Genomic DNA, 26,740 nt, shown 5'->3' with positions numbered 1-26,740 from the left:
CCAATGAGTGACGGTGCAACAATAGCTTAGGCCGCCAATATGGCACTTCGATGGGCCTTATATGGATTTACCAGTGTGGTCTTGCATGCGCCCTGTGAGGGCAGTGTGGCGTGATCCGGATGTTAGCGACGTGGGACCGGCTTTAGGCGGGAAGGCGATGTTTCGTCAGGGAAACATTCAGTGCCTGTCTTGGCCTCTTCCTGGCTAAAGCCGGTCCCACGACGGAAATGCCCCCGATGGGTCTCATGAGGCCAAACCGTGCGTGGCAAATCAGATTAACCTTGGCTATCCGTCTTCTCAGAGCTGACTGCCGGGCTCGGTGCGTTTGTGGCGCTCGGTACATTTAACACGGCGGCAGCCGGCTGAGACGTCCCGCCCGTCGAGCTGGATTTGTTGCCGGTGAATTTGTCTTCCTCGTCTTCCTCGACTTTTTGCGAGTTCATTTCGGCAATGATGTCGAACAGGGTTTTATGGACCTTAGGCTTCTCTGGATTCTCCAGACTGGCAATGCTCTCCTCTAGCCCTTGGTGCATGCGCATCCAGGTTGCCGAGCTTTTTTCTTCGCTGCTGACCTGGTTCAGAAACTTCAGACCCACCTTGAAACGCGTGAGATCGTCACCTTTGTACGGATCGACAAAGTCGCCTTCCAGCGATGACAAGCCGCTGTACAGGCCCATCGCCAGGCCAAACTGACGGTTCATCGCATCCGATGCCTCTTCCTGCTCCGCCTTGGTAAAGAGGCCGCCTTCATTCTTGCTCACCGCGTACAGAGACCTTCGGTCAAGATCGCCCAGCAACGAGTTGGTGTCAGCAGCTTCCTTGTCATAACGGTTATAGGGGGTGCCGCTGGCTTTCATCTGTGCGTACTTGTCGTCCATGCGAGCACGTGCGTCAGTAGCGACATCACTGAAAGACAAGCCTTTGGAGCTTGATTCAAGACCCGGGTTGGCAACCGCCATCAGCAACGCATTGGCACTCATGCCGGGGCGCGTTGGATACAGTTTTGAGGCGTAGGAGGTTTTCTGACTGAGTTCGAGCGCTGCGCTTGAAAAGGTCGCCTTGTCGATGCTGGGTGTTTCCTGCTCAAGTGCAGTCGTTGAAGCGGTAGCGGTCTTTGCCGGGCTGGTTGCCGTATTGACACCGTTATAGGCGGCGGTGCCGATGTTGGAGAGCGTCGATAACAGGCTCATATGTTCATCCATGAAGTGAGTTTCAGTTTGTATCGGCTTTGAAACAAATTTCTTTACAGGATGGCTTGTCCGACGCGCGCTATCGTGAAGCAAAGGAATGTCCGAAGAGCTGGCCAGGCGGCAGTCCGCTTTAGCTGAAAAGAATTCTGATTAAGATTATGCAGCGAGTGTACTGACGCCCTCCCGGCTAAAGCCGGTCCTACGGGAAGTTGGGTCCGTAGGAGTGGCTTTAGCCGCGAGGGCGTCATGAGGCGTGTTGATCAACACCCCACGGCACAGTGCACGCCGTGGGGAGTACATCACTTCTTGATAAAGTCGCGAATCCGCTCTGCCGCTTCAATGCATTCAGCCAGCGGCGCAACCAGTGCCAGGCGCACGCGTCCAGCACCTGGGTTAAAACCGTCCACTTCGCGGGACAGATAAGAGCCCGGCACCACGGTCACATGTTGATCAACGAACAGGTCTCGACAGAATTCTGCGTCGTCGCCGCCAACGCTCGGCCACAGGTAGAAGCCACCGTCGGGACGCTGTACGTCCATCACCGGCGCAAGAATCTCAAGCACGGCATCAAACTTCTCGCGGTACAGGTCGCGGTTGGCGCGCACGTGTTCTTCATCATTCCAGGCAGCAATACTGGCCAGCTGGGTTTGCACCGGCATCGCGCAGCCGTGGTAGGTGCGATAGAGCAGGAACGCTTTGAGTATGTCTGCATCGCCTGCCACGAAACCGGAACGCAGGCCCGGCAGGTTCGAGCGCTTGGACAGGCTGTGGAAAACCACGCAACGTTTAAAATCCTGACGACCCAGTTCAACGCACGCGCTGAGCAGGCCGGCAGGTGGTGTTTGCTCGTCGAAGTACAGCTCGCTGTAGCACTCGTCGGCGGCGATCACGAAGTCGTGTTCGTCAGCCAGGGCAATCAGCTTTTTCAGGGTTTCCACCGGAATCAGCGCGCCGGTCGGGTTGCCCGGAGAGCACAGGAACAGAATCTGACAGCGCTTCCAGGTATCGGCCGACACTGCGTCGAAGTCGGGGTTGAAGCCCTTCTCGGCCAGGCAAGGCAAATAATGCGGCGTTGCGCCCGCCAGAAATGCCGCACCTTCGTAGATCTGATAGAACGGGTTTGGGCTGATTACCAGTCCCTCATCGGCTCGGTTGACCACGGTCTGGGTGAAGGCAAACAGGGCTTCACGGGTGCCATTGACCGGCAGTACGTTACGCGCCGGGTCCAGCCAGCCACTCGGCACGCCAAAGCGCCGCTCACACCAGCCGGTAATGGCTTCGCGCAAGGCCGGGATGCCCAACGTTGTCGGATAGACCGCCATCTGGTCCAGGTTGTCAGTCATGGCTTTGGCAACGAAGTCCGGCGAGCGATGCTTGGGTTCGCCAATGGACAGCGCAACCGGGCGCTTTTCGGGGTTTGGCGTCACGCTGCCGAGCAGGGCGCGAAGCTTTTCGAAAGGGTAGGGCTGAAGCAGTTGCATCGCGTTATTCATGGGGCTGGCTTCCAGAAGCAGGGCGCTCGAACGGGTGAGCGCCATAAGTCGATTCATTGAACAGCGTCAGGTTTGCTCAGATGCTGATGCGCAATTCGCCGGGCTCGTGGTTGACGTTCAGTTGCTCGACAATGGCGTCCTGCAACTGGCTGCACAACTGTGGATCGGACAGCGGCTGGTTGTTGGCGTCCGTGATGAAGAACACGTCTTCCACGCGCTCGCCCAGCGTCGCGATCTTGGCGTTTTGCAGCGACAGATCGAACTCCAGAAATATCTTGCCGATCCGTGCCAGCAGGCCGGGTCGATCCGGTGCAGATAGCTCCAGAATGGTCACCGGACGCTGGGCATCGTTGTGGATTGTTACCTGAGGCGCGAAGGCGAAATGCTTTAGCTGGCGCGGTACGCGACGTTTGATGATCGTCGGGTAGTCGTCAGGGTTGCGCAATGCTTCGGTCAGGCCTTCGCGAATCTGCTTGATGCGCTCAGGGTTATTGCCGATCGAGCCACCGTCGTTGTCGAGCACGATATAGGTGTCGAGAGTGAACCGGCTGCTCGAGGTGATGACCCGGGCGTCATGAATGTTCAGGTTCAGCTGGTCCATCGCCGCCACGGTCACCGCGAAGAAGTCATGCTGATCCGGGGCATAAATGAATATTTGGGTACCGCCTTCAAACTCACGCTGGGTGGTTTCCTTGATCAGGACCAGTGAGCCGCCATCTGAAGGCTGCTGCAATATCGCATCGCTATGCCAGGCCACATCGCCTGCAGTGTGACGCAGGAAGTAATCGTCGCCCAGTTGCGACCAGAGCTGCTCGACATCGTCCGGATCGGTGCCGTTGCGAACCAGTATGTCCAGCGCTGCAGTTTGTGTGCGACGGATCTGTTCCTCGCGATCCACCGGGTTTTCCAGGCCGCGTTTTAGAGCGCGCTTGGTTTCGGTGTATAGCTGGCGCAACAGGCTCGCCCGCCATGAGTTCCATAGCGTCGGGTTGGTGGCATTAATATCGGCAACGGTCAGCACATAGAGATAATCCAGATGGATTTCATCCCCGACGAACTGGGCAAAATCGTGGATCACCTGTGGATCGGACAAGTCCTTGCGCTGAGCCGTCGTGGACATCACCAGATGATGGCTGACCAGCCAGACGATAAGGCGCGTGTCCCATGCTGGCAGTTGATGGCGGACACCAAACGCTTCAGCGTCAACGGCGCCAAGTTCCGAGTGATCGCCACCGCGCCCCTTGCCGATGTCGTGATAAAGACCAGCGAGGTAAATCAATTCCGGCTTCGGCAGCCTGCCCATGACCTTGCTGGCCAGCGGGAATTTCTCGGAGACCTGGGTGTACTGAAGCTTGCGCAGGTGTTTGATCAGATTCAGCGTGTGCGCATCGACCGTATAGATGTGGAACAGGTCATGCTGCATCTGCCCGACGATATGGCCGAACTCAGGCAGATAAAGCCCAAGAATGCCGTAACGGTTCATGCGCCGCAGATTGCGATGAATGCCCAGTTCGCACTTGAACAGCTCTATGAACAGGCTGGTGTTGCGAATATCGTTACGGAAATCATCATTGATCAAATGCCGATGTTCGCGCAGCAGTCGAATGGTGTCGGCACGCACACCCTTGATTTCCGGGTGCTGGGCCATCAGCACAAAAATCTCGATCATGGCGAACGGCGTACGTTTGAAGACGTTCGGGTTTGTCGCCTCGATATAGCCGTCGTGCACCTGGAAACGTGAGTTGAGCGGTTGAGTGATCGCGCCTTCGTCGTCGGTCAGGATGACCTCTTCGAAATGCTGGATGATCAGATCGCTGAGTTGCGCGATGCTCATCACCACGCGGTAGTACTTCTGCATGAAGCGTTCGATGGCCAGCTTGGCGTCGTTGTCCTGATAGCCCAACAGGTGAGCGATGCTGCTCTGGTGGTCGAACAGCAGGCGATCTTCGGAGCGGCCAGCCAGCATGTGTAGCGCGTAACGCACTTTCCAGAGAAAGTCCTGGGAGGAGGCCAACAGGTTGTTTTCGCTTTCCAGCAAAAACCCCTCGCCCGCCAGCGCATGCAGATTCAGCGTGCCGTATTGGCGTCGGGCGACCCAGAGGATGGTCTGGATATCCCGCAAGCCACCGGGCGAGCCTTTAACGTTGGGCTCTAGATTGTATTCTGTGTCGTTGTACTTGTGATGTCGGGTTTTCTGCTCGGCACGTTTGGCCAGGAAAAACTCTTTGCTGGGCCACATCTGTTTCGGGCTGGTGACTTCCAGCATGCGCTGCCGCAGGCGTTCAGGCCCGGCGATAATGCGGCTTTCCATCAGGTTGGTGATCACCGTCAGATCGGCGCGGCCTTCCACGGCGCACTCATCCACCGAACGTACGCTTTGACCCACTTCAAGACCGATGTCCCAGAGCAGTGTAAGAAAGCGCTCGATGGGCTCGCGGAAAACTTCGTGGTCAGCACTGTCCAGCAGGATCAGCAGATCGATGTCTGAATAAGGATGCAATTCACCGCGGCCGTAACCGCCGACGGCCAGCAGGGCGATATCGGCTTCTTCGCTCCAGTCGAAATGGTCCCATGCCTGTTGCAGGATGTTGTCCACAAACCAGGCGCGGTCTTCGATCAGGCGGCGAATGTCACGGCCAGCCTTGAAACGCTCGTCAAGCACCTCCCGCGCATTGCGGATGGCTTTCTTGAACGCGGCAATCGGACTCGCCTTCAACGCCAGTTCGGCCTGGAACTGACCACGGTCGAACAAATCGGGATCCACCTGCGGCATGGAACTGCTTTCCTTTTATCTAGATCAAGCGAGCATTGTGATCAGGCTGATGTGCGGGCGATGGTGTCGTCGCTGCGCAGGGTAAAAATCTCATAGCCGTCAGCGGTGACCAGAATGGTGTGCTCCCACTGTGCCGACAGCTTGCGGTCCTTGGTGATCGCGGTCCAGCCATCGCCCAGTAGGCGGGTTTCGGCACGGCCCTGATTGATCATCGGCTCGATGGTGAAGGTCATGCCTTCTACCAGGGCCATGCCTTCGCCAGCCTTGCCGTAATGTACAACTTGCGGCTCTTCATGGAACACCTTCCCAATGCCGTGGCCACAATATTCGCGCACCACGGAGAAGCCGTTCTTTTCGGCGTGTTTCTGAATGACTTCGCCGATATCACCCAATGTTGCGCCAGGGCGAACGATTTCTATGCCTTTATACAGGCATTCCTGAGTGATTTTCGACAGACGCTCGGCCCACTCAGGGACTTTGCCTACGTGAAACATCTTGCTGGTATCGCCGTGGTAGCCGTCTTTGATCACGGTGACGTCGATGTTCAGCACGTCGCCATTTTTCAACGGCTTCTCATTCGGGATGCCATGGCACACAACGTGGTTGATCGACGTGCAGATCGACTTGGGGAAACCTTTGTAATTCAGCGGAGCCGGTATCGCTTTCTGCTCGTTGACGATGTAGTCGTGGCAGATGCGGTCCAGCTCTTCGGTGGTGACGCCAGGCTTGACGTAAGCACCGATCATTTCCAGGACATCGGCAGCCAGGCGACCGGCAATGCGCATTTTTTCGATGTCTTCAGGGGTTTTGATGGTGACTGTCATACGAACTCTCTCGGCGCACAGGGGGCGCGGCTAATACGGAAAACGGCGATTCTAACAGACCGTCGCAGGTGGGGGATTGTTGCTTCCTTATATAGGGTGTCGTGCGGGAGTTTTGTGTACATATCCGTTTTCGTGGTGATGGCTGATATTGGTTGCGCTTTTACAGCGCGTCACTTTCGAAGAGCGCGAAAGTAACCAAAGCGCTTATGCCCCACCACTTGGTGCCTCGCTGTCGCTCGGCATGCCCGTAATCCGACATTGCTGCTTGGGGCCGCCGCCACCGGCCATCCATGGCCTGAGGCGGCTAAACCGGCATCCCTGCCGGTTTGCCCCACGCAGCAATGTCGAATTACGGCCGGCGTGGTTTAACGGGGCGCCTCAGATCAAAGTCAAAAGCAGATCAAAAGCAAAGCGTTACAGCGCTAACACCCCGGACCGGTAGGAGCGAACTTGTTCGCGAGACGCCAGCAAGGTCAACGCATTCGTTGTCTGACACACCGCTTCGCAGCCTTCGGCAGCTCCTACAGGAGATCGGGAAGCTCACACAATCAGGTCGGCTTTCAGGCCGCCGCGCTCTTGATTTTGATCTTGGGCGCCCCGTTAAACCACGCTGGCCGAACGCAGATTCTGAACCGTGGGCAACCCGGCAAGGATGCCGGGTTAGCCGCATTGGGCCATGGATGGCCCGTTGCGGCGGCCCACGGTTCAGGATCTGCGGGCGGGTACACCGAGCGACAGCGAGGTGCCGAGTGGTGGGGCAAGAGCGTTTTGCTTACTTTTGCGCTCTATCAAAAGTGAGGCGCTGTAAAAGCGCAACCAATAGAAGTCGTTAACGCGGAAACGGATATACACACAAAAATCACCTCCCTATTACCGCTGCCTCCGAGAAGGCAATAAAAGCATCGTGCAACCTGCACGTAATTGGGTTTCCGTTATCCGGACTTCTATGGTATAAAATGCGCCGCTTTCCGGGGTAAGCCCCGCAAGCACTAACCCACACACGTGTCGACACGATGACCTGGGTGCCTTCGGCTCGAAGCCGCTGGTTGGTCATTGGGATACGTGGAGGCCTAACCCGACTTATCAAGGAACTATCATGTCCCAAGTCAACATGCGCGATATGCTGAAGGCCGGTGTGCACTTCGGCCACCAGACCCGTTACTGGAACCCGAAAATGGGTAAATACATTTTCGGCGCGCGTAACAAGATTCACATTATCAACCTTGAAAAAACCCTGCCTATGTTCAACGAAGCGCTGTCTTTCGTTGAGAAGCTGGCTTCGGGCAAAAACAAGATTCTGTTCGTCGGCACCAAGCGTTCCGCTGGCAAGATCGTTGCTGAAGAAGCAGCACGTTGCGGTTCGCCGTACGTCGATCACCGCTGGTTGGGCGGCATGCTGACCAACTTCAAAACCATCCGTCAGTCCATCAAGCGACTGCGTGATCTTGAAGTTCAGGCTGAAGACGGTACTTTCGCCAAGCTGACCAAGAAAGAGGCGCTGATGCGTACTCGCGATCTGGAAAAGCTGGATCGTAGCCTGGGTGGTATCAAGGATATGGGCGGTCTGCCAGACGCACTGTTCGTTATCGACGTTGATCACGAGCGCATCGCGATCACCGAAGCCAACAAGCTGGGTATCCCGGTTATCGGCGTAGTCGATACCAACAGCAGCCCGGAAGGCGTTGACTACATCATCCCAGGCAACGATGACGCAATCCGCGCTATCCAGTTGTACATGGGTTCGATGGCTGACGCTGTAATCCGCGGTCGTAACAACGTTGCTGGCGGCACCGACGTTTTCGTCGAAGAAGCTCCAGCCGCTGCAGTTGAAGGCTGAGTAACCAACGCCTAGCGTTGACTCAGTACGCAAAAAGGGGGCTTGGCCCCCTTTTTGCCACCTCGAGAACCATGTGTTGGCGTTGTCATGACGTTCTTGTCATGAACGGCATGTCACCATGAGTTTTCAAGAATTTGAACGCCCGTTCAGGCGGGTGGAATGGTTAAAGACCTATCCAAGAGGATTTTGAAATGGCAGAGATTACTGCAGCGTTGGTTAAAGAACTGCGCGAGCGTACCGGCGAAGGCATGATGGATTGCAAAAAGGCCTTGACCAAGGCTGGCGGCGACATCGAAAAAGCCATTGATGACATGCGTGCTTCGGGCGCAATCAAGGCTGCCAAGAAGGCAGGCAACGTTGCTGCTGAAGGTGCTATCGCCGTTAAGGTTGCCGAAGATGGCAAGCGCGCTACCATCATCGAAGTCAACTCCCAGACTGACTTCCTGGCCCTGCAAGACGATTTCAAGAACTTCGTCACCAGCAGCCTGGAAAAAGCATTCGCAGACAAGCTGACCGACGCAGCTCCGCTGATCGAAGCTCAGGAAGTCGAGCGTACTGCTCTGGTTGCCAAAGTTGGCGAGAACGTGAACATCCGTCGTCTGGCGAGCATCGAAGGTGACGTGGTCAACGCTTACCTGCACGGCAACAAGATTGGTGTAGTCGTTGTCCTGAAAGGCGGCGACGCTGAGCTGGCCAAAGACATCGCTATGCACGTTGCTGCAAGCAACCCTGAGTTCCTGCTGCCTTCGGAAGTTTCTGCCGAAGCGATCGAGCGCGAGAAGGGCGTCTTCCTGCAACTGAACGAAGACAAGATCAAAGGCAAGCCAGCCGAAATCGTTGAGAAAATGGTTGCCGGTCGTATCACCAAGTTCCTGGCTGAAGCCAGCCTTGTTGAGCAGGCTTTCGTCAAGAACCCGGAAGTCAAGGTTGGCGAGCTGGCCAAGAAAGCCGGTGCTGAAATCGTTTCCTTCACTTACTTCAAAGTGGGCGAAGGCATCGATAAGCCAGTCGACAACTTCGCTGAAGAAGTCGCTGCGCAAGTAGCTGCAAGCAAGAAGTAAGACGGTTCACCGACTGTCGTATCCAAGAGGCTGCCCGCTTACGCGCGCAGCCTCTTTGTCAAAAAGGAAAAGGTGTTTGTTTTCCTTGGAGAAGTGGCTTACAAGGCTGCATTCTTCTGACGCTCTCGCAGCGTCAAGCTAGAGTTAGCGCAGGCTTAAAGTGCCCGCACAGATTTTTTTCAGAAAACGCCGCAGGAGAGATTCGCAATGGCTCAGCAGGGCAGTGGTTATCAGGCTCGCTATAAACGCATTCTACTCAAGCTTAGCGGCGAGGCCCTGATGGGCTCCGAAGAGTTCGGAATCGATCCAAAAGTACTGGATCGCATGGCGCTTGAAGTCGGCCAACTGGTCGGCATAGGCGTCCAGGTCGGACTGGTTATTGGTGGTGGTAACCTGTTCCGTGGTGCCGCGCTGAGTGCTGCTGGCATGGACCGGGTTACCGGCGATCACATGGGCATGCTGGCCACTGTGATGAATGCCCTGGCAATGCGTGATGCACTGGAGCGCGCCAACATTTCTGCCATCGTGATGTCTGCCATCTCGATGGTGGGTGTGACCGATCATTACGATCGTCGCAAAGCCATGCGTCACCTGAACTCAAAAGAAGTTGTGATTTTCGCGGCAGGTACTGGCAATCCGTTCTTCACCACCGATTCGGCTGCTTGCTTGCGGGCAATCGAAATCGACGCTGATGTTGTCCTCAAGGCAACCAAGGTGGATGGTGTGTATACCGCAGACCCATTCAAAGACCCGCATGCAGAGAAGTTCGATCATCTGACTTACGATGAAGTCCTGGATCGCAAGCTGGGCGTAATGGATCTGACGGCAATCTGCCTGTGCCGCGATCACAAGATGCCACTCCGTGTTTTTAATATGAACAAGCCCGGCGCCCTGCTGAACATCGTACATGGCGGCGCTGAAGGAACCCTGATCGAGGAAGGCGCACAATGATCAACGAAATCAAAAAAGACGCTCAAGAGCGCATGCAGAAATCCCTTGAATCCTTGAGCCATGCATTTGGCCAGATTCGTACCGGTAAGGCTCACCCAAGCATTCTGGGCAGTGTGATGGTGCCTTACTACGGCGCAGACACCCCGCTGAGTGGCGTTGCCAACGTCACTGTCAAAGATTCCCGCACCCTGCAGGTCGTTGCCTTCGAGCGCAACATGCTGGCGGCTGTCGACAAGGCGATCCAGAGCGCTGGATTGAACCTTAATCCAACCAACCTTGGTGAGTTGCTGCTGATCTCCATGCCAGCGTTGACCGAAGAGACCCGCAAGGGCTTCACCAAGCAGGCTCGTAGCGCTGCTGAAGATGCTCGTGTCGCGGTGCGTAATATTCGCCGTGATGCACTGGGTGATTTGAAGAAGCTGGTCAAGGACAAGGAAATCAGCGAAGACGAAGAACGTCGTGCTGCTGCAGATATCCAGAAACTGACCGACAAGGCAGAGGCAGACATCGACTCGGCCACTAAGGCAAAAGAAGCAGACCTGATGGCCGTATAAGGTTCGGGGCGCTTTCATGGAAAAGACAAAATCGACCGCGCCGTCATCGGTGCCGCGTCATGTCGCGATCATCATGGATGGTAATAATCGCTGGGCGAAGAAGCGCCTGTTGCCCGGTGTTGCCGGGCACAAAGCGGGTGTGGATGCGGTTCGCGCGGTCATTGAAGTGTGTGCTGAGGCAAAGGTCGAGGTGCTCACGCTTTTTGCGTTTTCCAGTGAAAACTGGCAGCGGCCCGCCGAAGAAGTCGGGGCATTGATGGAGCTTTTTTTCACGGCCTTGCGCCGTGAAACCAAGCGCCTGAATGAGAACCAGATCAGCCTGCGCATTATTGGCGACCGATCCCGTTTTCACCCCGAGCTTCAGGCGGCCATGCGAGAAGCTGAAAGTCGTACCGCTGGGAACGATCGATTTGTCCTGCAGATTGCCGCCAACTATGGTGGTCAGTGGGACATCGCCCAGGCTGCACAGCGACTTGCGCGCGAAGTGCAGGCCGGGCATTTGCGTCCGGACGACATTACGCCTGAATTGCTGCAAACCTGTCTGGCGACCGGTGATTTGCCGTTGCCTGATTTGTGCATTCGTACGGGTGGCGAGCACCGCATCAGTAACTTCCTGCTTTGGCAGCTGGCGTATGCCGAGCTGTACTTCTCCGACCTGTTCTGGCCGGACTTCAAACACGATGCCATGCGCGCTGCGCTGGCCGATTTCGCTTCGCGTCAGCGTCGCTTCGGTAAAACGAGTGAGCAGATCGAAGCTGGAGCCCGGGTTTAATGCTGAAACAACGGATTATCACTGCACTCATTCTGCTGCCGATTGCGCTTTGCGGATTTTTCCTGCTTTCCGGGGCCAGCTTCGCCCTGTTCATTGGCGTGGTGGTAACCCTCGGTGCCTGGGAGTGGGCGCGTCTCGCCGGTTTTCCGGCTCAGTCGGCGCGCATCGCTTATGCCGCTGCTGTGGCGGCGCTATCGTTTCTTCTCTATCTGATGCCAGGGCTTGCTCCCTGGATTCTGATAGCAGCGGTTATATGGTGGGCGCTGGCAACCTGGCTGGTACTGACATACCCGGAATCCAGTCGGCACTGGTCCAGTGCGATCTGCAAACTGGCTATCGGTCTGGTGATCCTGCTGCCTGCATGGCAGGGGCTGGTGCTGATCAAGCAATGGCCGCTGGGTAACTGGTTGATTCTGTCGGTCATGGTGCTGGTTTGGGGGGCGGATATTGGTGCCTACTTCTCTGGCAAGGCTTTTGGCAAGCGCAAGCTGGCGCCGAAAGTCAGTCCGGGCAAGAGCTGGGAGGGTGTGTACGGTGGTTTGCTCACCTGTCTGCTGATCACGGTCGTTGTCGGTGTTGTTCGCGACTGGACCGGATCGCAGTTCGTGTTCGGCTTGCTGGGTGCGGCGATCGTTGTGTTCATTTCGGTGGTGGGCGATTTGACCGAAAGCATGTTCAAGCGCCAGTCCGGTATCAAGGACAGCAGCAATCTGTTGCCGGGCCATGGCGGAGTGCTTGATCGTATCGACAGTCTGACAGCTGCCATCCCTGTTTTTGCTGTGCTGCTGTGGGCTGCTGATTGGGGCGTGCTGTGAGTCGTCCTCAACAGGTTACCGTTTTAGGCGCTACAGGCTCGGTCGGTCTGAGTACGCTGGACGTCATAGCTCGTCATCCTGATCTCTATCAGGTATTTGCGCTGACGGGCTTTACCCGGCAGAGCGAGTTGCTGGCCCTGTGCATCAAGCACACACCACGCTTTGCTGTGCTGCCGACACAGGAGTCTGCGCGCAAATTGCAGGACGATCTGGCCGCAGCAGGTCTTGATACTCGTGTACTGGTGGGGGAGGGTGGTCTGTGCGAAGTCGCCGCTCATCAGCAGGTCGACACCGTGCTGGCCGCGATTGTCGGGGCTGCCGGCCTGCGGCCTACATTGGCGGCTGTCGAGGCAGGCAAGAAGATATTGCTGGCGAACAAGGAAGCGCTGGTCATGTCTGGCGCCCTGTTCATGCAGGCGGTTCGTCAAAGTGGTGCGGTTCTGCTGCCTATTGATAGCGAGCACAACGCGATTTTTCAGTGTCTGCCGCTTGATTATGCGCGCGGGCTGGAGCCGGTGGGTGTGCGGCGCATTTTGCTGACTGCGTCGGGTGGTCCGTTTCGCGAAACGCCATTGAGCGAATTGAACGACGTGTCCCCTGAGCAGGCTTGCGCTCATCCCAACTGGTCGATGGGGCGCAAGATTTCGGTGGACTCGGCCAGCATGATCAACAAGGGGCTTGAGCTTATCGAGGCTTGCTGGTTATTCGATGCCCGGCCGGATCAAATTGAGGTAGTGATTCATCCCCAGAGCGTCATTCATTCGATGGTCGACTATGTGGACGGATCAGTGCTTGCTCAGCTAGGCAATCCGGACATGCGCACGCCCATTGCCCATGCTTTGGCCTGGCCGCAGCGCATCGATTCAGGTGTTGCACCTCTGGACCTGTTCAGTATCGCGCGTCTGGACTTCCAGGCACCTGACGAACAGCGCTTCCCGTGCCTGCGTCTGGCGCGGCAAGCTGCCGAGGCTGGCAACAGCGCCCCGGCCACGCTGAATGCCGTGAACGAAGTTGCTGTAGCTGCATTTCTCGATCGGCGCATCCGTTATCCGGAAATCGCGGGTATGATCGACGATGTTTTGAATCTTGAACCCGTTGTGCCGCTTCCTGATCTGGAAGCTGTATTCAGCGCGGATTCAAAAGCGCGCGTTTTGGCTGAACAATGGCTCAGCCGCAACGGGCGTTAATCGCAGACGCTAGACGGTATTGGCTCGAGGTTTGACCCAGCCGGTACCCGGAGAAAGTTGATGAGCGCGCTCTATATGATTGTCGGCACCCTGGTTGCGCTAGGTGTGCTGGTTACCTTTCACGAATACGGCCACTTTTGGGTCGCACGGCGTTGTGGCGTCAAGGTTTTACGCTTTTCGGTCGGCTTCGGCACTCCACTGGTTCGTTGGCATGATCGGCAGGGCACCGAATTCGTAATCGCAGCCATCCCTTTGGGTGGCTACGTAAAAATGCTCGATGAGCGTGAAGGTGACGTTCCTCCCGAGCTGGCTGATCAGTCGTTCAATCGCAAGTCGGTTTATCAGCGCATCGCCATTGTCAGTGCAGGCCCGATTGCGAACTTTCTTCTGGCAATTTTCTTTTTCTGGATTCTGGCCATGCTGGGCACCCAGCAGGTACGCCCGGTTATCGGTGCAGTCGAGGCTGGCAGTATTGCGCAACAGGCAGGGCTGAGTTCCGGTCAGGAAATTGTTTCTGTGGATGGCGAAGCAACTGCAGGCTGGTCAGCGGTGAATCTGCAACTGGTGCGCCGGCTGGGTGAAAGCGGTACGGTCGCGCTCAAGGTGCGCGAGCCAGACGCGACGGTCGATACTGCTCACAGCCTGGCGCTGGATAACTGGCTGAAAGGGGCTGAAGAGCCGGACCCGATCAAGTCGCTGGGTATTCGTCCATGGCGTCCGGCATTGCCGCCGGTGCTGGCTGAGCTGGACCCGAAAGGTCCTGCTCAGGCTGCAGGGCTGAAAACCGGCGACAAGCTGGTTGCTCTGGATGGCCGGCCCGTAGAAGAGTGGCAGCAAGTGGTTGATTGGGTGCGTGAGCGCCCTGACGCGAAAATTTCCCTGCGTGTGGAGCGTGACGGCGCGCAACTTGATGTGCCGCTGACACTCGCAGCGCGTGGTGAGGGCAAGGCTGCGAGCGGTTATCTGGGGGCTGGCGTCAAAGGTATCGATTGGCCACCGGAGATGCTGCGCGAAGTCAGTTATGGTCCGTTGGCCGCTGTGGCCGAGGGCGCCAGCCGTACGTGGACCATGAGCGTACTGACCCTCGACTCACTCAGGAAAATGTTGTTCGGCGAGCTCTCGGTAAAAAACTTGAGTGGACCGATAACCATTGCTAAAGTGGCGGGCGCTTCGGCCCAGTCGGGCATAGGTGATTTCCTGAATTTCCTCGCTTATCTGAGCATAAGCCTGGGAGTCCTGAATTTACTGCCTATTCCAGTGCTGGACGGGGGGCATCTGTTGTTCTATCTGATTGAGTGGGCACGTGGTCGCCCCCTTTCAGACAGGGTTCAAGGTTGGGGGATTCAGATTGGTATCAGTCTGGTGGTGGGCGTTATGTTGCTCGCACTGGTCAACGATCTGGGTCGACTGTAAAGCTTAGCTTTGCTGAGTTGCGAATCTGCCGCATTTTGCGGCAGTTTGTTTATTGCCAGTTGGAATAAGAAAGGACTTCATGAAACGTCTGCTGCTAACTGCGGTTCTTGCCGTACTGATGATTGCCGAAGTTCACGCCGAGTCCTTCACTATCTCCGATATCCGTGTCAATGGCCTGCAGCGGGTATCCGCGGGCAGTGTATTTGGTGCGTTGCCGCTGAACGTTGGCGAGCAAGCGGATGATGGTCGTCTGGTGGATGCCACTCGCGCACTGTTCAAAACCGGATTCTTCCAGGATATCCAGTTGGGTCGTGACGGCAACGTGCTGGTCATCACCGTCGTCGAGCGTCCATCTGTCGCGAGTATTGAAATCGAAGGCAACAAAGCCATCTCCACTGAAGACCTGATGAAGGGTCTGAAACAGTCGGGTCTGGCTGAAGGCGAAATCTTCCAGCGGGCAACTCTTGAAGGTGTGCGTAACGAACTGCAGCGCCAGTATGTTGCTCAAGGCCGCTATTCGGCTGAAGTCGCAACTGAAGTCGTTGCTCAGCCACGCAACCGGGTTGGCCTGAAGATCAACATCAATGAAGGCACCGTAGCGTCTATCCAACACATCAACGTGGTGGGTAACAGCGTCTTCCCTGATGAAGACCTGATCGACCTGTTCGAGCTCAAGACCACCAACTGGCTTTCTTTCTTCAAGAACGACGACAAGTACGCCCGGGAAAAACTTTCCGGCGACCTCGAGCGTCTGCGTTCCTACTATCTCGATCGCGGCTATATCAACATGGATATCGCCTCGACTCAGGTCTCGATCACGCCTGACAAGAAAAACGTCTACATCACGGTCAACGTCAACGAAGGCCAGAAGTACAGCGTCAAGTCGGTCAAGCTGAGCGGTGACCTCAAGGTTCCGGAAGATCAGGTCAAATCCCTGCTGCTGGTCAAACCAGGCCAGGTGTTCTCGCGCAAGGTCATGACCACGACGTCCGAACTGATCACCCGTCGTCTGGGTAACGAAGGCTATACCTTCGCCAACGTCAACGGCGTGCCGACACCTAACGACGAAGATCACACCGTCGACATCACCTTCGTGGTTGATCCAGGCAAGCGTGCTTACGTAAACCGCATCAACTTCCGTGGTAACACCAAGTCTGCTGACGAAGTGCTGCGCCGTGAAATGCGTCAGATGGAAGGTGGCTGGGCTTCGACCTACCTGATCGACCAGTCCAAGACTCGTCTGGATCGTCTGGGCTTCTTTAAAGAAGTGAACGTCGAAACCCCGGCTGTTCCGGGTACCGACGATCAGGTTGACGTTAACTATGCCGTGGAAGAGCAGGCCTCCGGCTCGATCACCGCCAGTGTCGGTTTCGCTCAAAGCGCTGGCCTGATCCTCGGTGGTTCGATCAGCCAGAACAACTTCCTCGGTACCGGTAACAAGGTCAGCATCGGCTTGACTCGCAGCGAATACCAGAGCCGTTACAACTTCAGCTATGTCGATCCGTATTGGACTGCTGATGGTGTGAGCCTGGGTTACAACGCGTTCTACCGCACCACCGACTACGACGACCTTGACGTCGACGTTGCGAGCTATGCGGTAGACAGCCTGGGTGCTGGCATAAGCATGGGTTACCCGATCAACGAGACTTCGCGTCTGACTTACGGCCTGACCGTACAGCAGGACGAAATCAAGACCGGTACCTATACCGTTGACGAAATCTTTGACTTCGTGAACCAGGAAGGCGACAAGTACCTGAACTTCAAGGGCTCGGTCGGCTGGTCCGAGTCGACCTTGAACAAAGGTGTGCTGGCGACTCGTGGTCACTCACAAAGCCTGACATTTGAAACTACCTTGCCGGGCAGCGACCTGTCGTTCTACAAACTCGACTACCGCGCCCAATACTTCCACCCGATTACCGATAACTACACCCTGCGTCTGCACACCGAGTTGGGTTACGGCGATGGCTATGGTTCGACCTCGGGTCTGCCGTTCTATGAAAACTACTATGCCGGTGGCTTCAACTCGGTTCGTGGCTTCAAAGACAGTACGCTTGGCCCGCGCAGTACTCCAAGTACCGGCAAAAACGGCACTAGGCCTGACCCGGATCAGGACCCGCTCCCATTCGGCGGCAACGTTCTTGTTCAAGGTGGTGTAGAGGTTATGTTCCCTCTGCCCTTCATCAAAGACCAACGCTCCCTGCGCACTTCGCTGTTCTGGGACGTCGGTAACGTATTCGACACCAACTGCGACGACACCCGGACGCGCAATGGCAAGAAGGTTGAATGTAACGACATTGATCTGTCCGGCATGGCCAGTTCCGTTGGTGTAGGTGTGACATGGGTTACCGCCCTCGGTCCTCTCAGCTTCGCCTTGGCGATGCCGATCAAGAAACCGGATGACGATACTGAAACCCAGGTTTTCCAATTTTCCCTTGGTCAGACTTTCTAAGCGTCTGACTTTAGATAACGACAGCGAATTCTGTAGGAGTACACCGTGCGTAAGTTGACTCAATTGGTACTGCTGGCAACCGTTTTGGCAGCAGGTCCGGCTTTTGCCGACATGAAAATTGCCGTTCTGAACTACCAGATGGCGTTGCTGGAATCTGATGCGGCCAAGAAATATGCCGTTGATGCAGAGAAGAAGTTCGGTCCGCAACTGACCAAACTGAAAACCCTGGAAAGCAGCGCCAAAGGCATTCAGGATCGTCTGGTGAGCGGTGGCGACAAAATGGCCCAGCCTGAGCGCGAGCGTCTTGAGCTTGAATTCAAGCAAAAAGCCCGTGACTTCCAGTTCCAGTCCAAGGAACTGAACGAAGCCAAAGCCGTTGCCGACCGCGAAATGCTCAAGCAACTCAAGCCTAAGCTGGATCAGGCAGTTGAAGAAGTGATCAAGAAAGGTGCTTTTGACCTGGTCTTCGAGCGCGGTGCAGTGATTGACGTCAAGCCACAGTACGACGTTACTCGCCAGGTCATCGAGCGCATGAACCAGCTGAAGTAACCTATGACCGCTACTATCAAGCTCGGTCAATTGGCCGAGTTCCTCGGGGCCACGCTACGTGGCTCCGCGGATAAAGAAATTACCGGGCTGGCCACTTTGCAAGAGGCCGGTCCAGGTCAGGTCAGCTTCCTGGCAAATCCGCAATACCGTAAATTCCTCGTTGATACTCAAGCCTCTGCGTTGCTATTGAAGCCTGCAGATGCTGATTCGTATGCTGGCGATGCGTTGCTGGTACCGGATCCCTATCTGGCCTACGCGCGTATTTCCCATCTGTTCGATCCTAAGCCAAAGGCCGCTGCCGGAGTTCATCCGACGGCAGTCATCGCTGATGATGCGCAGATTGATCCTGCTGCGAGCATCGGCGCGTTTGCTGTGATTGAGAGTGGGGCGTGTATTGCAGCAGGCGTTACTGTTGGGGCGCACTGTTTCATTGGTGCCCGTTGCGAAATCGGTGAAGGCGGCTGGCTCGCTCCGCGGGTGACGCTCTATCACGATGTACGCATCGGTAAGCGTGTGGTCATTCAGTCAGGTGCCGTTCTGGGGGGCGAGGGCTTCGGTTTCGCCAACGAGAAGGGTATCTGGCAGAAGATCGCCCAGATTGGTGGCGTACTGATCGGTGACGATGTGGAAATTGGCGTGAATACCGCCATTGATCGTGGCGCGTTGGCCGATACCCGCATTGGTAACGGTGTGAAGCTGGATAACCAGATTCAGATCGCTCACAACGTGCAGATCGGTGATCACACTGCCATGGCGGCTTGTGTGGGTATCTCCGGCAGTACCAGAATCGGCAAGCACTGCATGCTGGCCGGTGGTGTCGGGCTGGTAGGCCATATCGACATTTGTGACGGTGTCTTCATTACCGGCATGACGATGGTGACCCACTCCATTACCGAGCCGGGTTCTTACTCGTCTGGTACGGCAATGCAGCCTGCGGGCGAATGGCGCAAAAGCGCTGCACGTATTCGCAAGCTCGACGACATGGCACGTCGACTGCAAAAGCTGGAAAAGATTGTTGAGGGAGTGACCTCAGGCGTTAATGCTTCATCAGATGGCTGATACTTTTTTCATATCAAGCGTGCACTGCCGATAAATTGCTTCCTTGATTTGCAGAGGAGTGCAGCGCAATTGCCGCGCACTCCCAATCTTGACTACAGGCTTCCCCTCGAAATGATGGACATCAACGAAATTCGTGAATACCTGCCGCACCGCTACCCGTTCCTGCTGGTAGACCGTGTAGTAGAGCTCGATGTCGAGAGCAAAAGTATTCGCGCCTATAAAAACGTCAGCATCAATGAGCCGTTCTTCAACGGCCACTTTCCGGCGCATCCAATCATGCCGGGCGTGTTGATCATTGAAGCGATGGCACAGGCTGCCGGTATCCTTGGTTTCAAAATGCTGGGTGCCAAGCCTGCCGACGGTACGCTGTATTATTTCGTGGGCTCGGACAAACTGCGTTTCCGTCAGCCAGTGCTGCCGGGCGACCAGTTGATTCTTGAAGCGAAGTTCCTCAGCTGCAAGCGTCAGATCTGGAAGTTCGAGTGCAGCGCTTCCGTTGACGGCAAGCCGGTTTGCTCCGCAGAAATCATCTGTGCGGAACGTAAACTATGAGTTTAATTGACCCTCGCGCAATCATCGATCCGACAGCCATCCTGGCTGACAATGTGGAGGTCGGCCCTTGGTCGATCATCGGAGCTGGTGTGGAAATTGGCGAGGGTACAGTGGTTGGGCCTCACGTGATTCTGCGTGGCCCGACCCGGATCGGTAAGCACAATCGCATTTACCAGTTTTCATCGGTAGGCGAGGACACGCCCGATCTCAAGTACAAAGGTGAGGAGACGCGTCTGGTCATTGGCGATCACAATGTGATTCGCGAAGGCGTGACGATTCATCGCGGCACCATTCAGGACCGTGCCGAAACCACGATTGGCGACCATAATCTGATCATGGCCTATGCACATATCGGCCATGATAGTGTCATCGGCAATAACTGCATTCTGGTCAACAACACTGCGTTGGCGGGTCATGTGCACGTGGCAGATTGGGCGATCCTGTCCGGTTTCACGCTTGTCCATCAGTACTGCCACATTGGCGCCCATAGCTTTTCCGGCATGGGTACCGCCATTGGCAAGGACGTTCCTGCGTTTGTAACCGTGTTCGGGAACCCTGCCGAGGCCCGGAGCATGAACTTCGAGGGCATGCGTCGTCGCGGCTTCAGTGAAGAAGCCATTCACGCCTTGCGCCGTGCCTACAAAGTGGTTTATCGCCAAGGGCTGACGGTTGATCAGGCCATCGCCGAGCTGGCTGAGCCTGCTGCCCAGTTCCCTGAGGTGGCTGTGTTTCTTGAGTCCATCCAGACCTCGACCCGCGGCATCACCCGCTAATCATGTCCAGCGTATTGCGTGTCGCGTTAGTCGCTGGCGAGGCGTCCGGGGATATTCTCGGATCCGGTCTCATGCGTGCCATCAAGGTGCGTCACCCTCAGGTTGAGTTCATCGGCGTCGGCGGCCCGCTGATGGAGGCCGAAGGTATGGTCTCCTATTTCCCGATGGAACGCCTTTCGGTCATGGGGCTGGTTGAGGTGTTGGGTCGTTTGCGTGAGTTGTTGGCCAAACGCAAAGCGCTGATCCAGACTCTGATTGATCAAAAGCCAGACGTTTTTATCGGCATCGATGCGCCGGATTTCACCCTCAATATCGAGCTTCAACTGCGTCGTGCCGGCATCAAAACGGTTCATTACGTGAGCCCATCGGTGTGGGCGTGGCGGCAGAAGCGCGTTCTCAAGATTCGTGAAGGCTGCGATCTGATGCTGACGTTGCTGCCCTTCGAGGCTCGCTTCTATGAAGAGAAAGGCGTGCCGGTCAAGTTTGTCGGGCATCCGCTGGCCGATACCATCCCGCTGCATGCCGATCGTGCTGCTGCTCGTGCCGAACTAGGCCTCGGTGATGGTCCGGTTGTTGCGCTGATGCCGGGGAGTCGTGGTGGTGAAGTCGGGCGTCTGGGCAGCTTGTTCTTCGAGGCCGCCGAGCGTCTGCGGGCTGTGTGCCCCGAGGTCAGATTTGTCTTGCCGTGTGCCAGCCCCCAGCGTCGTGTGCAGATCGAGCAATTATTGCAGGGGCGGGATTTGCCGGTATTGTTGCTCGATGGCCGCTCTCATGTAGCGCTGGCCGCCTGCGATGCGGTGTTGATTGCATCGGGCACGGCGACGCTTGAAGCACTGCTGTACAAGCGCCCCATGGTGGTTGCCTATCGCATGGCACCGCTTACTTTTTGGATACTCAAGCGTCTGGTGAAAAGCCCGTACGTCTCGCTGCCCAATCTTTTGGCTCAGCGCCTGTTGGTGCCGGAGCTGTTGCAGGATGACGCCACTGCTGATGCATTGGTGCAGCAATTGCTGCCGCTTCTGGATGACGGCCTGGTGCAGACTGAAGGTTTTGACGAAATACACCGGACCTTGCGTCGCGATGCATCCAATCAGGCCGCTGAAGCGGTGTTGAACCTGATTGGTCATTCGCCTTCACTGTGAGTTCGCGTTCAATGCAAATGGGTCTGGATTTCAATCTCGTAGAAGAACTGGTTGCTGGCGTTGATGAAGTGGGCCGTGGTCCCCTTTGTGGTGCTGTGGTGACCGCCGCGGTCATTCTCGATCCTCGTCGTCCGATTCTGGGGCTCAATGACTCGAAGAAGCTGACAGAGGCAAAGCGCGAGCTGCTGTTCGAGGAAATCTGCGAGAAAGCACTGTCCTGGCACATTGCCCGGGCAGAAGTCGAAGAGATTGATCAGCTGAACATCCTGCACGCCACCATGCTGGCCATGAAGCGTGCTGTGGAAGGCCTGATGGTCACGCCGAAACTGGCCTTGATCGACGGCAATCGTTGCCCGCAGTTGTCGGTCCCCAGTGCGCCGGTGGTTCAGGGCGACTCCAAGGTTCCGGCGATTGCTGCTGCTTCCATTCTGGCCAAGGTCAGCCGTGACCGTGAGATGGCCGCCATGGAACTCAAATATCCCGGTTACGGGATCGGTGGACACAAGGGCTACCCGACACCGGTGCATCTCGAAGCCCTTGCGCGTCTCGGGCCAACGCCGATTCACAGGCGCTCATTCGGACCGGTGCGTGCTGCCTATGCAGCGCGGGATGCAATGATCCAGTCGACAATGTCTTCGACGTCGATTTTCCCATTGAGCTGACAGTGGGCTGATGTTTTACAAAAGGCCCGGTACAATCCGGGCCTTCGTTTTTGTTCTAGCGCTATAGGATCTCCATGCCGGCTTCTTTCGTTCATCTACGCCTGCACACCGAATATTCGCTGGTCGATGGCCTGGTACGGGTCAAGCCGCTGGTCAAAACCCTTGCGGCCATGAATATGCCCGCTGTGGCGGTGACAGATCAGAACAACCTGTGCTCGCTGGTCAAGTTCTACAAGGCGGCAATGGGCGCGGGGATCAAGCCTATCTGTGGCGCAGACCTGTGGCTGTCGAACAAGGACGAAGATGCAGCGTTGAGCCGCATCAGCCTGCTGGTCATGAATGCCAAGGGCTACCGCAACCTCACCGAACTGATTTCCCGTGGCTTCATTGATGGTCAACGCAACGGCCAGATCATCATTGAGCGCGAGTGGGTGGCTGAAGCCAACGAAGGCCTGATCGCGCTGTCAGCGGCGAAAGAGGGTGAGATCGGCATGGCGTTGCTGGGTAACAACCCCGCCGATGCCGACCAGCTGTTGCGCGAATGGATGGCGGTGTTTCCTGATCGTTTCTATGTCGAAGTGCAGCGCACCAACCGCCCCAATGACGAAGAACATCTGCACGCCGCAGTAGCCCTGGCCGAGCGCCATGGTGCGCCGCTGGTGGCAACCAACGATGTGCGATTCATCAAGCAGGAAGATTTCGAAGCACACGAAACCCGTGTCTGCATCGGTGAAGGGCGTGCGCTGGATGACCCGCGTCGCTCGCACAATTACAGCGATCAGCAGTACCTGAAAAGCGCCGAGGAAATGGCCGAGCTGTTCAGCGACCTGCCCGAAGCGCTGGAAAACTCGGTGGAAATCGCCAAGCGCTGCAACATCGATGTGAAGCTGGGCACTCACTTCCTGCCTGATTACCCGATTCCTGATGGCATGACCATCGACGAGTATTTCCGTAAGGTTTCGTTCGAGGGGCTTGAAGAGCGCCTCGCGGTACTTTGGCCTAAAGAGACGACGCCGGACTATGAAGCCAAGCGTCAGGTGTATGTTGACCGGTTGAATTTCGAGCTGGATATCATCATCCAGATGGGCTTTCCCGGTTACTTCCTGATCGTTATGGACTTTATCCAGTGGGCCAAGAGCAACGGCGTACCGGTAGGCCCCGGTCGGGGATCGGGTGCCGGGTCGCTGGTGGCTTATGTACAGAAGATTACTGACCTTGATCCTCTCGAATATGACCTGCTGTTCGAACGCTTCCTGAACCCGGAACGGGTATCCATGCCCGACTTCGACGTCGACTTCTGTATGGATGGCCGGGACCGTGTGATCGACTACGTGGCCGAGAAATACGGCCGGAATGCGGTCAGCCAGATCATCACCTTCGGTTCCATGGCCGCCAAGGCGGTGGTGCGGGACGTGGCGCGGGTGCAGGGCAAGTCTTACGGACTGGCTGATCGCCTGTCGAAAATGATCCCGTTCGAAGTCGGCATGACCCTTGAGAAAGCCTACGAACAAGAGGAAATCCTGCGGGATTTCCTCAAGGTCGATGAAGAGGCTGCCGAAATCTGGGAGATGGCGCGCAAGCTTGAAGGTATTGTGCGTAACGTCGGCAAGCACGCCGGTGGTGTGGTTATCGCACCGACCAAACTGACTGACTTCTCGGCTATCTATTGCGATGAAGAGGGCAGCGGTCTGGTGACCCAGTTCGACAAGGATGACGTCGAGGCTGCGGGGCTGGTGAAGTTCGACTTCCTCGGTCTGCGGACCCTGACCATCATCGACTGGGCGCTGAAAACGATTAACCGTGATCGTGCCAAGGTCAACGAAGAGCCTCTGGATATCGCCTTCATCCCGCTGGATGACGCACCGACTTATCAGTTGCTGCAAAAAGCTGAAACCACCGCGGTGTTCCAGCTTGAGTCGCGCGGTATGAAGGAGCTGATCAAAAAGCTCAAGCCTGACTGTCTGGAAGACTTGATCGCACTGGTGGCCCTGTTCCGTCCGGGGCCGCTGCAATCGGGCATGGTAGACGACTTCATCAACCGTAAGCACGGTCGTGCGGAGTTGTCCTACCCTCACGTCGATTACCAGTACGACGGACTCAAGCCGGTGCTGGCGCCAACCTACGGCATCATCCTGTACCAGGAACAGGTGATGCAGATTGCCCAGGTCATGGCCGGTTATACCCTCGGTGGTGCGGACATGCTGCGTCGGGCCATGGGTAAGAAAAAACCCGAAGAAATGGCCAAGCAGCGGGGCGGCTTCATTGAGGGTTGCAAGACCAACAATATCGACCCGGATCTGGCGGGTAACATTTTCGACCTGGTGGAGAAGTTCGCCGGTTACGGCTTCAACAAATCTCACTCGGCGGCCTATGGCCTGGTGTCGTACCAGACGGCCTGGCTGAAAGCGCATTACCCGGCGCCGTTCATGGCAGCGGTGCTTTCGGCGGATATGCACAACACCGACAAGGTCGTGACCTTGATCGAGGAAGTGCGAATCATGAAGCTGCGCCTGGATGCGCCGGATGTGAACACGTCCGAATACAAGTTCACAGTGAGCGAAGACGGCCGGATCATCTATGGCCTTGGCGCGATCAAGGGTGTGGGTGAAGGCCCGGTTGAAGCAATAACCGAAGCCCGCGAAGACGGACCGTTCAAGGATCTGTTCGATTTCTGCGCCCGTGTTGACCTCAAACGCGTCAACAAACGGACCCTTGATGGTCTGATTCGCAGTGGCGCACTTGATCGTCTCGGCCCCTATTTCGAGACCGAACCTAAAGCGTACCAAGCCAACATTGACCGCAACCGCGCGGTGTTGCTGGCTTCGCTGGTAGAAGCGATTCAGGCCGCCGAGCAGACGGCACGCAGTCACGACAGCGGTCACTCGGACCTGTTTGGCGGATTGTTCGTCGAAGAAGATACCGATGTGTACGCCAATCACCGCAAGGCCAAGGAAGGTAGCCTCAAAGACCGTTTGCGCGGTGAGAAAGAAACCCTTGGTCTGTACCTGACCGGTCACCCGATCGACGAATATGAAGGCGAGATTCGTCGCTTCGCACGTCAACGAATCATCGATCTCAAGCCTGCGCGTGATACTCAGACCGTCGCGGGTCTGATCATTGCGTTGCGCGTCATGAAGAACAAGAAGGGCGACAAGATGGGGTTTATCACCCTTGACGACCGCTCTGGACGAATAGAAGCTTCGCTGTTTGCCGAAGCGTTCCATTCGGCGCAGGCCTTGCTGCAGACCGACGCGATGGTGGTGGTCGAAGGCGAGGTCAGCAACGACGATTTCTCTGGTGGTTTGCGCTTGCGTGCCAAGCGGGTGATGAGCATCGAAGATGCGCGCACCAATCTGGCAGAAAGCTTGCGCCTGACTGTGCGTGCCGAAGCGCTCAAAGGCGATCGGCTACGCTGGCTGGGCGATCTGTGCAAACGCCACCGCGGTGCTTGTCCGATTACCCTGGATTACACCGGGCTGGATGCCAAGGCGTTGCTGCAGTTTGGTGAAGCGTGGCGAATTGATCCCGCGGACAGCTTGATTCAAGCTCTGCGTGACCAGTTCGGGCGTGAGAACGTCTTCCTGCAGTATCGCTGAAAGCATCAGCCCAGAATTTTTAAACTCGACCTGAATGCGCCTGTTCCCGTAAGGTAAGGCGCTAACGGATCAACCGGCCGGCCTCTTGGCCGTCGACCCAAGACGGATGCCTATGAACCCGAATTTTCTTGATTTCGAACAGCCGATCGCTGACCTGCAAGCCAAGATTGAAGAATTGCGCTTGGTGGGTAATGACAACTCGCTGAACATCGGCGATGAAATCTCGCGACTGCAAGACAAGAGCAACACGCTGACCGAAAGCATTTTCGGCAACCTGACCAGTTGGCAGATTGCACGCATGGCGCGTCACCCGCGTCGTCCGTACACTCTGGACTACATTCAGCACATCTTCACCGAGTTCGATGAGCTGCATGGCGACCGTCACTTCTCCGACGACGCCGCCATTGTCGGTGGTGTTGCCCGTCTGGAAGGTCAGCCGGTCATGATTATCGGCCATCAGAAAGGCCGTGAAGTGCGTGAAAAGGTTCGTCGTAACTTCGGCATGCCACGCCCTGAAGGCTATCGCAAAGCCTGTCGTCTGATGGAGATGGCCGAGCGTTTCAAGATGCCGATCCTGACCTTCATCGACACGCCGGGCGCTTATCCGGGTATCGACGCTGAGGAACGTAACCAGAGCGAAGCGATTGCCTGGAACCTGCGCGTCATGGCACGTCTGAAAACGCCAATCATCGCCACTGTTATTGGTGAAGGCGGTTCTGGCGGCGCACTGGCAATCGGTGTCTGCGATCAGTTGAACATGTTGCAGTACTCCACCTACGCGGTTATCTCACCGGAAGGTTGCGCGTCGATTCTGTGGAAAACCGCGGAAAAGGCACCTGACGCTGCCGAAGCCATGGGCATCACGGCTGATCGCCTGAAAGGTCTGGGTATCGTTGATAAGGTCATCGCCGAGCCTCTGGGCGGCGCGCATCGCGACCCGGCCGCCGCTGCGCTGGAAATCCGCCAGGAATTGAGCAGCCAGTTGGCCATGCTCAAGAAGTTCGATAGCGACGCGCTGCTGGCTCGTCGTTATGAGCGCTTGATGAGTTACGGTTTGTAATCTCTTGTTGGAGCGAGGCTTGCCCGCG

At 56.5% G+C, this 26,740-nt stretch carries 21 protein-coding genes; 17 read left to right on the top strand and 4 right to left on the bottom strand.

Annotated elements, in window-relative coordinates:
- Positions 1–275: 275 nt before the first annotated feature.
- From CKW31_RS06880 to map, 4 genes are all read right to left on the bottom strand, one after another.
- Complete coding sequence (locus CKW31_RS06880; RefSeq protein WP_095093599.1) at positions 276–1,190, bottom strand: hypothetical protein; 915 nt, start codon at positions 1,188–1,190, stop codon at positions 276–278.
- A gap of 299 nt (positions 1,191–1,489) precedes the next feature.
- Entirely contained in the window at positions 1,490–2,683 is a 1,194-nt protein-coding gene (dapC, locus tag CKW31_RS06875) for a succinyldiaminopimelate transaminase (protein ID WP_095093635.1), read from the bottom strand.
- A 76-nt stretch (positions 2,684–2,759) separates the two neighbouring features.
- Positions 2,760–5,456 carry a [protein-PII] uridylyltransferase gene (locus tag CKW31_RS06870; RefSeq protein WP_095093598.1) on the bottom strand — a complete coding sequence of 899 codons (2,697 nt, stop codon included), beginning with the start codon at positions 5,454–5,456 and terminating at the stop codon, positions 2,760–2,762.
- Positions 5,457–5,497: 41 nt separating this feature from the next.
- A complete protein-coding gene (gene map, locus CKW31_RS06865) occupies positions 5,498–6,280 on the bottom strand; it encodes a type I methionyl aminopeptidase (RefSeq protein ID WP_087274044.1) in 783 nt (260 codons plus the stop codon).
- Positions 6,281–7,376: 1,096 nt separating this feature from the next.
- Between map and rpsB the strand changes: the two genes are divergently transcribed.
- The 17 genes from rpsB (at position 7,377) to CKW31_RS06770 (ending at position 26,712) form a co-directional block, all read left to right on the top strand.
- A complete protein-coding gene (rpsB, locus tag CKW31_RS06850; RefSeq protein WP_095093596.1) occupies positions 7,377–8,117 on the top strand; it encodes a 30S ribosomal protein S2 in 741 nt (246 codons plus the stop codon).
- 191 nt (positions 8,118–8,308) lie between these two features.
- On the top strand, positions 8,309–9,178 hold the full coding sequence (gene tsf / locus CKW31_RS06845) for a translation elongation factor Ts (RefSeq protein ID WP_027898811.1): 870 nt from the start codon (positions 8,309–8,311) through the stop codon (positions 9,176–9,178).
- 207 nt (positions 9,179–9,385) lie between these two features.
- A complete protein-coding gene (gene pyrH / locus CKW31_RS06840) occupies positions 9,386–10,129 on the top strand; it encodes a UMP kinase (RefSeq protein ID WP_032630773.1) in 744 nt (247 codons plus the stop codon).
- Positions 10,126–10,683: a ribosome recycling factor gene (gene frr / locus CKW31_RS06835; RefSeq protein WP_027898809.1), complete on the top strand. Its 558-nt coding sequence runs from the start codon at positions 10,126–10,128 to the stop codon at positions 10,681–10,683. Before pyrH ends, frr begins: the two co-directional genes overlap by 4 nt.
- Before the next feature lie 16 nt (positions 10,684–10,699).
- Entirely contained in the window at positions 10,700–11,455 is a 756-nt protein-coding gene (gene uppS, locus CKW31_RS06830; protein ID WP_095093595.1) for a polyprenyl diphosphate synthase, read from the top strand.
- Positions 11,455–12,270: a phosphatidate cytidylyltransferase gene (locus CKW31_RS06825; RefSeq protein WP_095093594.1), complete on the top strand. Its 816-nt coding sequence runs from the start codon at positions 11,455–11,457 to the stop codon at positions 12,268–12,270. The genes uppS and CKW31_RS06825 overlap by 1 nt, the downstream gene beginning before the upstream one ends.
- A complete protein-coding gene (ispC, locus tag CKW31_RS06820; RefSeq protein WP_095093593.1) occupies positions 12,267–13,457 on the top strand; it encodes a 1-deoxy-D-xylulose-5-phosphate reductoisomerase in 1,191 nt (396 codons plus the stop codon). The genes CKW31_RS06825 and ispC overlap by 4 nt, the downstream gene beginning before the upstream one ends.
- Before the next feature lie 60 nt (positions 13,458–13,517).
- Positions 13,518–14,870 carry a sigma E protease regulator RseP gene (gene rseP, locus CKW31_RS06815; RefSeq protein ID WP_095093592.1) on the top strand — a complete coding sequence of 451 codons (1,353 nt, stop codon included), beginning with the start codon at positions 13,518–13,520 and terminating at the stop codon, positions 14,868–14,870.
- Positions 14,871–14,949: 79 nt separating this feature from the next.
- Entirely contained in the window at positions 14,950–17,319 is a 2,370-nt protein-coding gene (gene bamA / locus CKW31_RS06810) for an outer membrane protein assembly factor BamA (protein ID WP_095093591.1), read from the top strand.
- A 45-nt stretch (positions 17,320–17,364) separates the two neighbouring features.
- A complete protein-coding gene (locus CKW31_RS06805) occupies positions 17,365–17,868 on the top strand; it encodes an OmpH family outer membrane protein (protein ID WP_027898803.1) in 504 nt (167 codons plus the stop codon).
- 3 nt (positions 17,869–17,871) lie between these two features.
- Positions 17,872–18,927 carry a UDP-3-O-(3-hydroxymyristoyl)glucosamine N-acyltransferase gene (gene lpxD, locus CKW31_RS06800; protein WP_095093590.1) on the top strand — a complete coding sequence of 352 codons (1,056 nt, stop codon included), beginning with the start codon at positions 17,872–17,874 and terminating at the stop codon, positions 18,925–18,927.
- A gap of 111 nt (positions 18,928–19,038) precedes the next feature.
- Positions 19,039–19,479 (top strand): 3-hydroxyacyl-ACP dehydratase FabZ, encoded by a 441-nt coding sequence (gene fabZ / locus CKW31_RS06795; protein ID WP_027898801.1) that lies wholly within the window; start codon positions 19,039–19,041, stop codon positions 19,477–19,479.
- Positions 19,476–20,252, top strand: a complete 777-nt coding sequence (lpxA, locus tag CKW31_RS06790; RefSeq protein ID WP_095093589.1) for an acyl-ACP--UDP-N-acetylglucosamine O-acyltransferase — start codon at positions 19,476–19,478, stop codon at positions 20,250–20,252. The genes fabZ and lpxA overlap by 4 nt, the downstream gene beginning before the upstream one ends.
- Positions 20,253–20,254: 2 nt before the next feature.
- On the top strand, positions 20,255–21,394 hold the full coding sequence (lpxB, locus tag CKW31_RS06785; RefSeq protein ID WP_095093588.1) for a lipid-A-disaccharide synthase: 1,140 nt from the start codon (positions 20,255–20,257) through the stop codon (positions 21,392–21,394).
- A gap of 11 nt (positions 21,395–21,405) precedes the next feature.
- A complete protein-coding gene (gene rnhB, locus CKW31_RS06780; RefSeq protein WP_095093587.1) occupies positions 21,406–22,056 on the top strand; it encodes a ribonuclease HII in 651 nt (216 codons plus the stop codon).
- 74 nt (positions 22,057–22,130) lie between these two features.
- The gene (gene dnaE / locus CKW31_RS06775) at positions 22,131–25,652 is read left to right on the top strand and encodes a DNA polymerase III subunit alpha (protein ID WP_095093586.1); all 3,522 of its coding nucleotides are present in this window, start codon (positions 22,131–22,133) and stop codon (positions 25,650–25,652) included.
- A 112-nt stretch (positions 25,653–25,764) separates the two neighbouring features.
- Entirely contained in the window at positions 25,765–26,712 is a 948-nt protein-coding gene (locus CKW31_RS06770; RefSeq protein ID WP_095093585.1) for an acetyl-CoA carboxylase carboxyltransferase subunit alpha, read from the top strand.
- Positions 26,713–26,740 lie beyond the last annotated feature (28 nt).

This window comes from Pseudomonas sp. Irchel 3A5, assembly GCF_900187575.1.
GTDB lineage: Bacteria > Pseudomonadota > Gammaproteobacteria > Pseudomonadales > Pseudomonadaceae > Aquipseudomonas > Aquipseudomonas folii.
The sequence above is the reverse complement of the archived record's forward strand: the minus strand, read 5'-3'. Positions and strand labels throughout refer to the sequence as shown.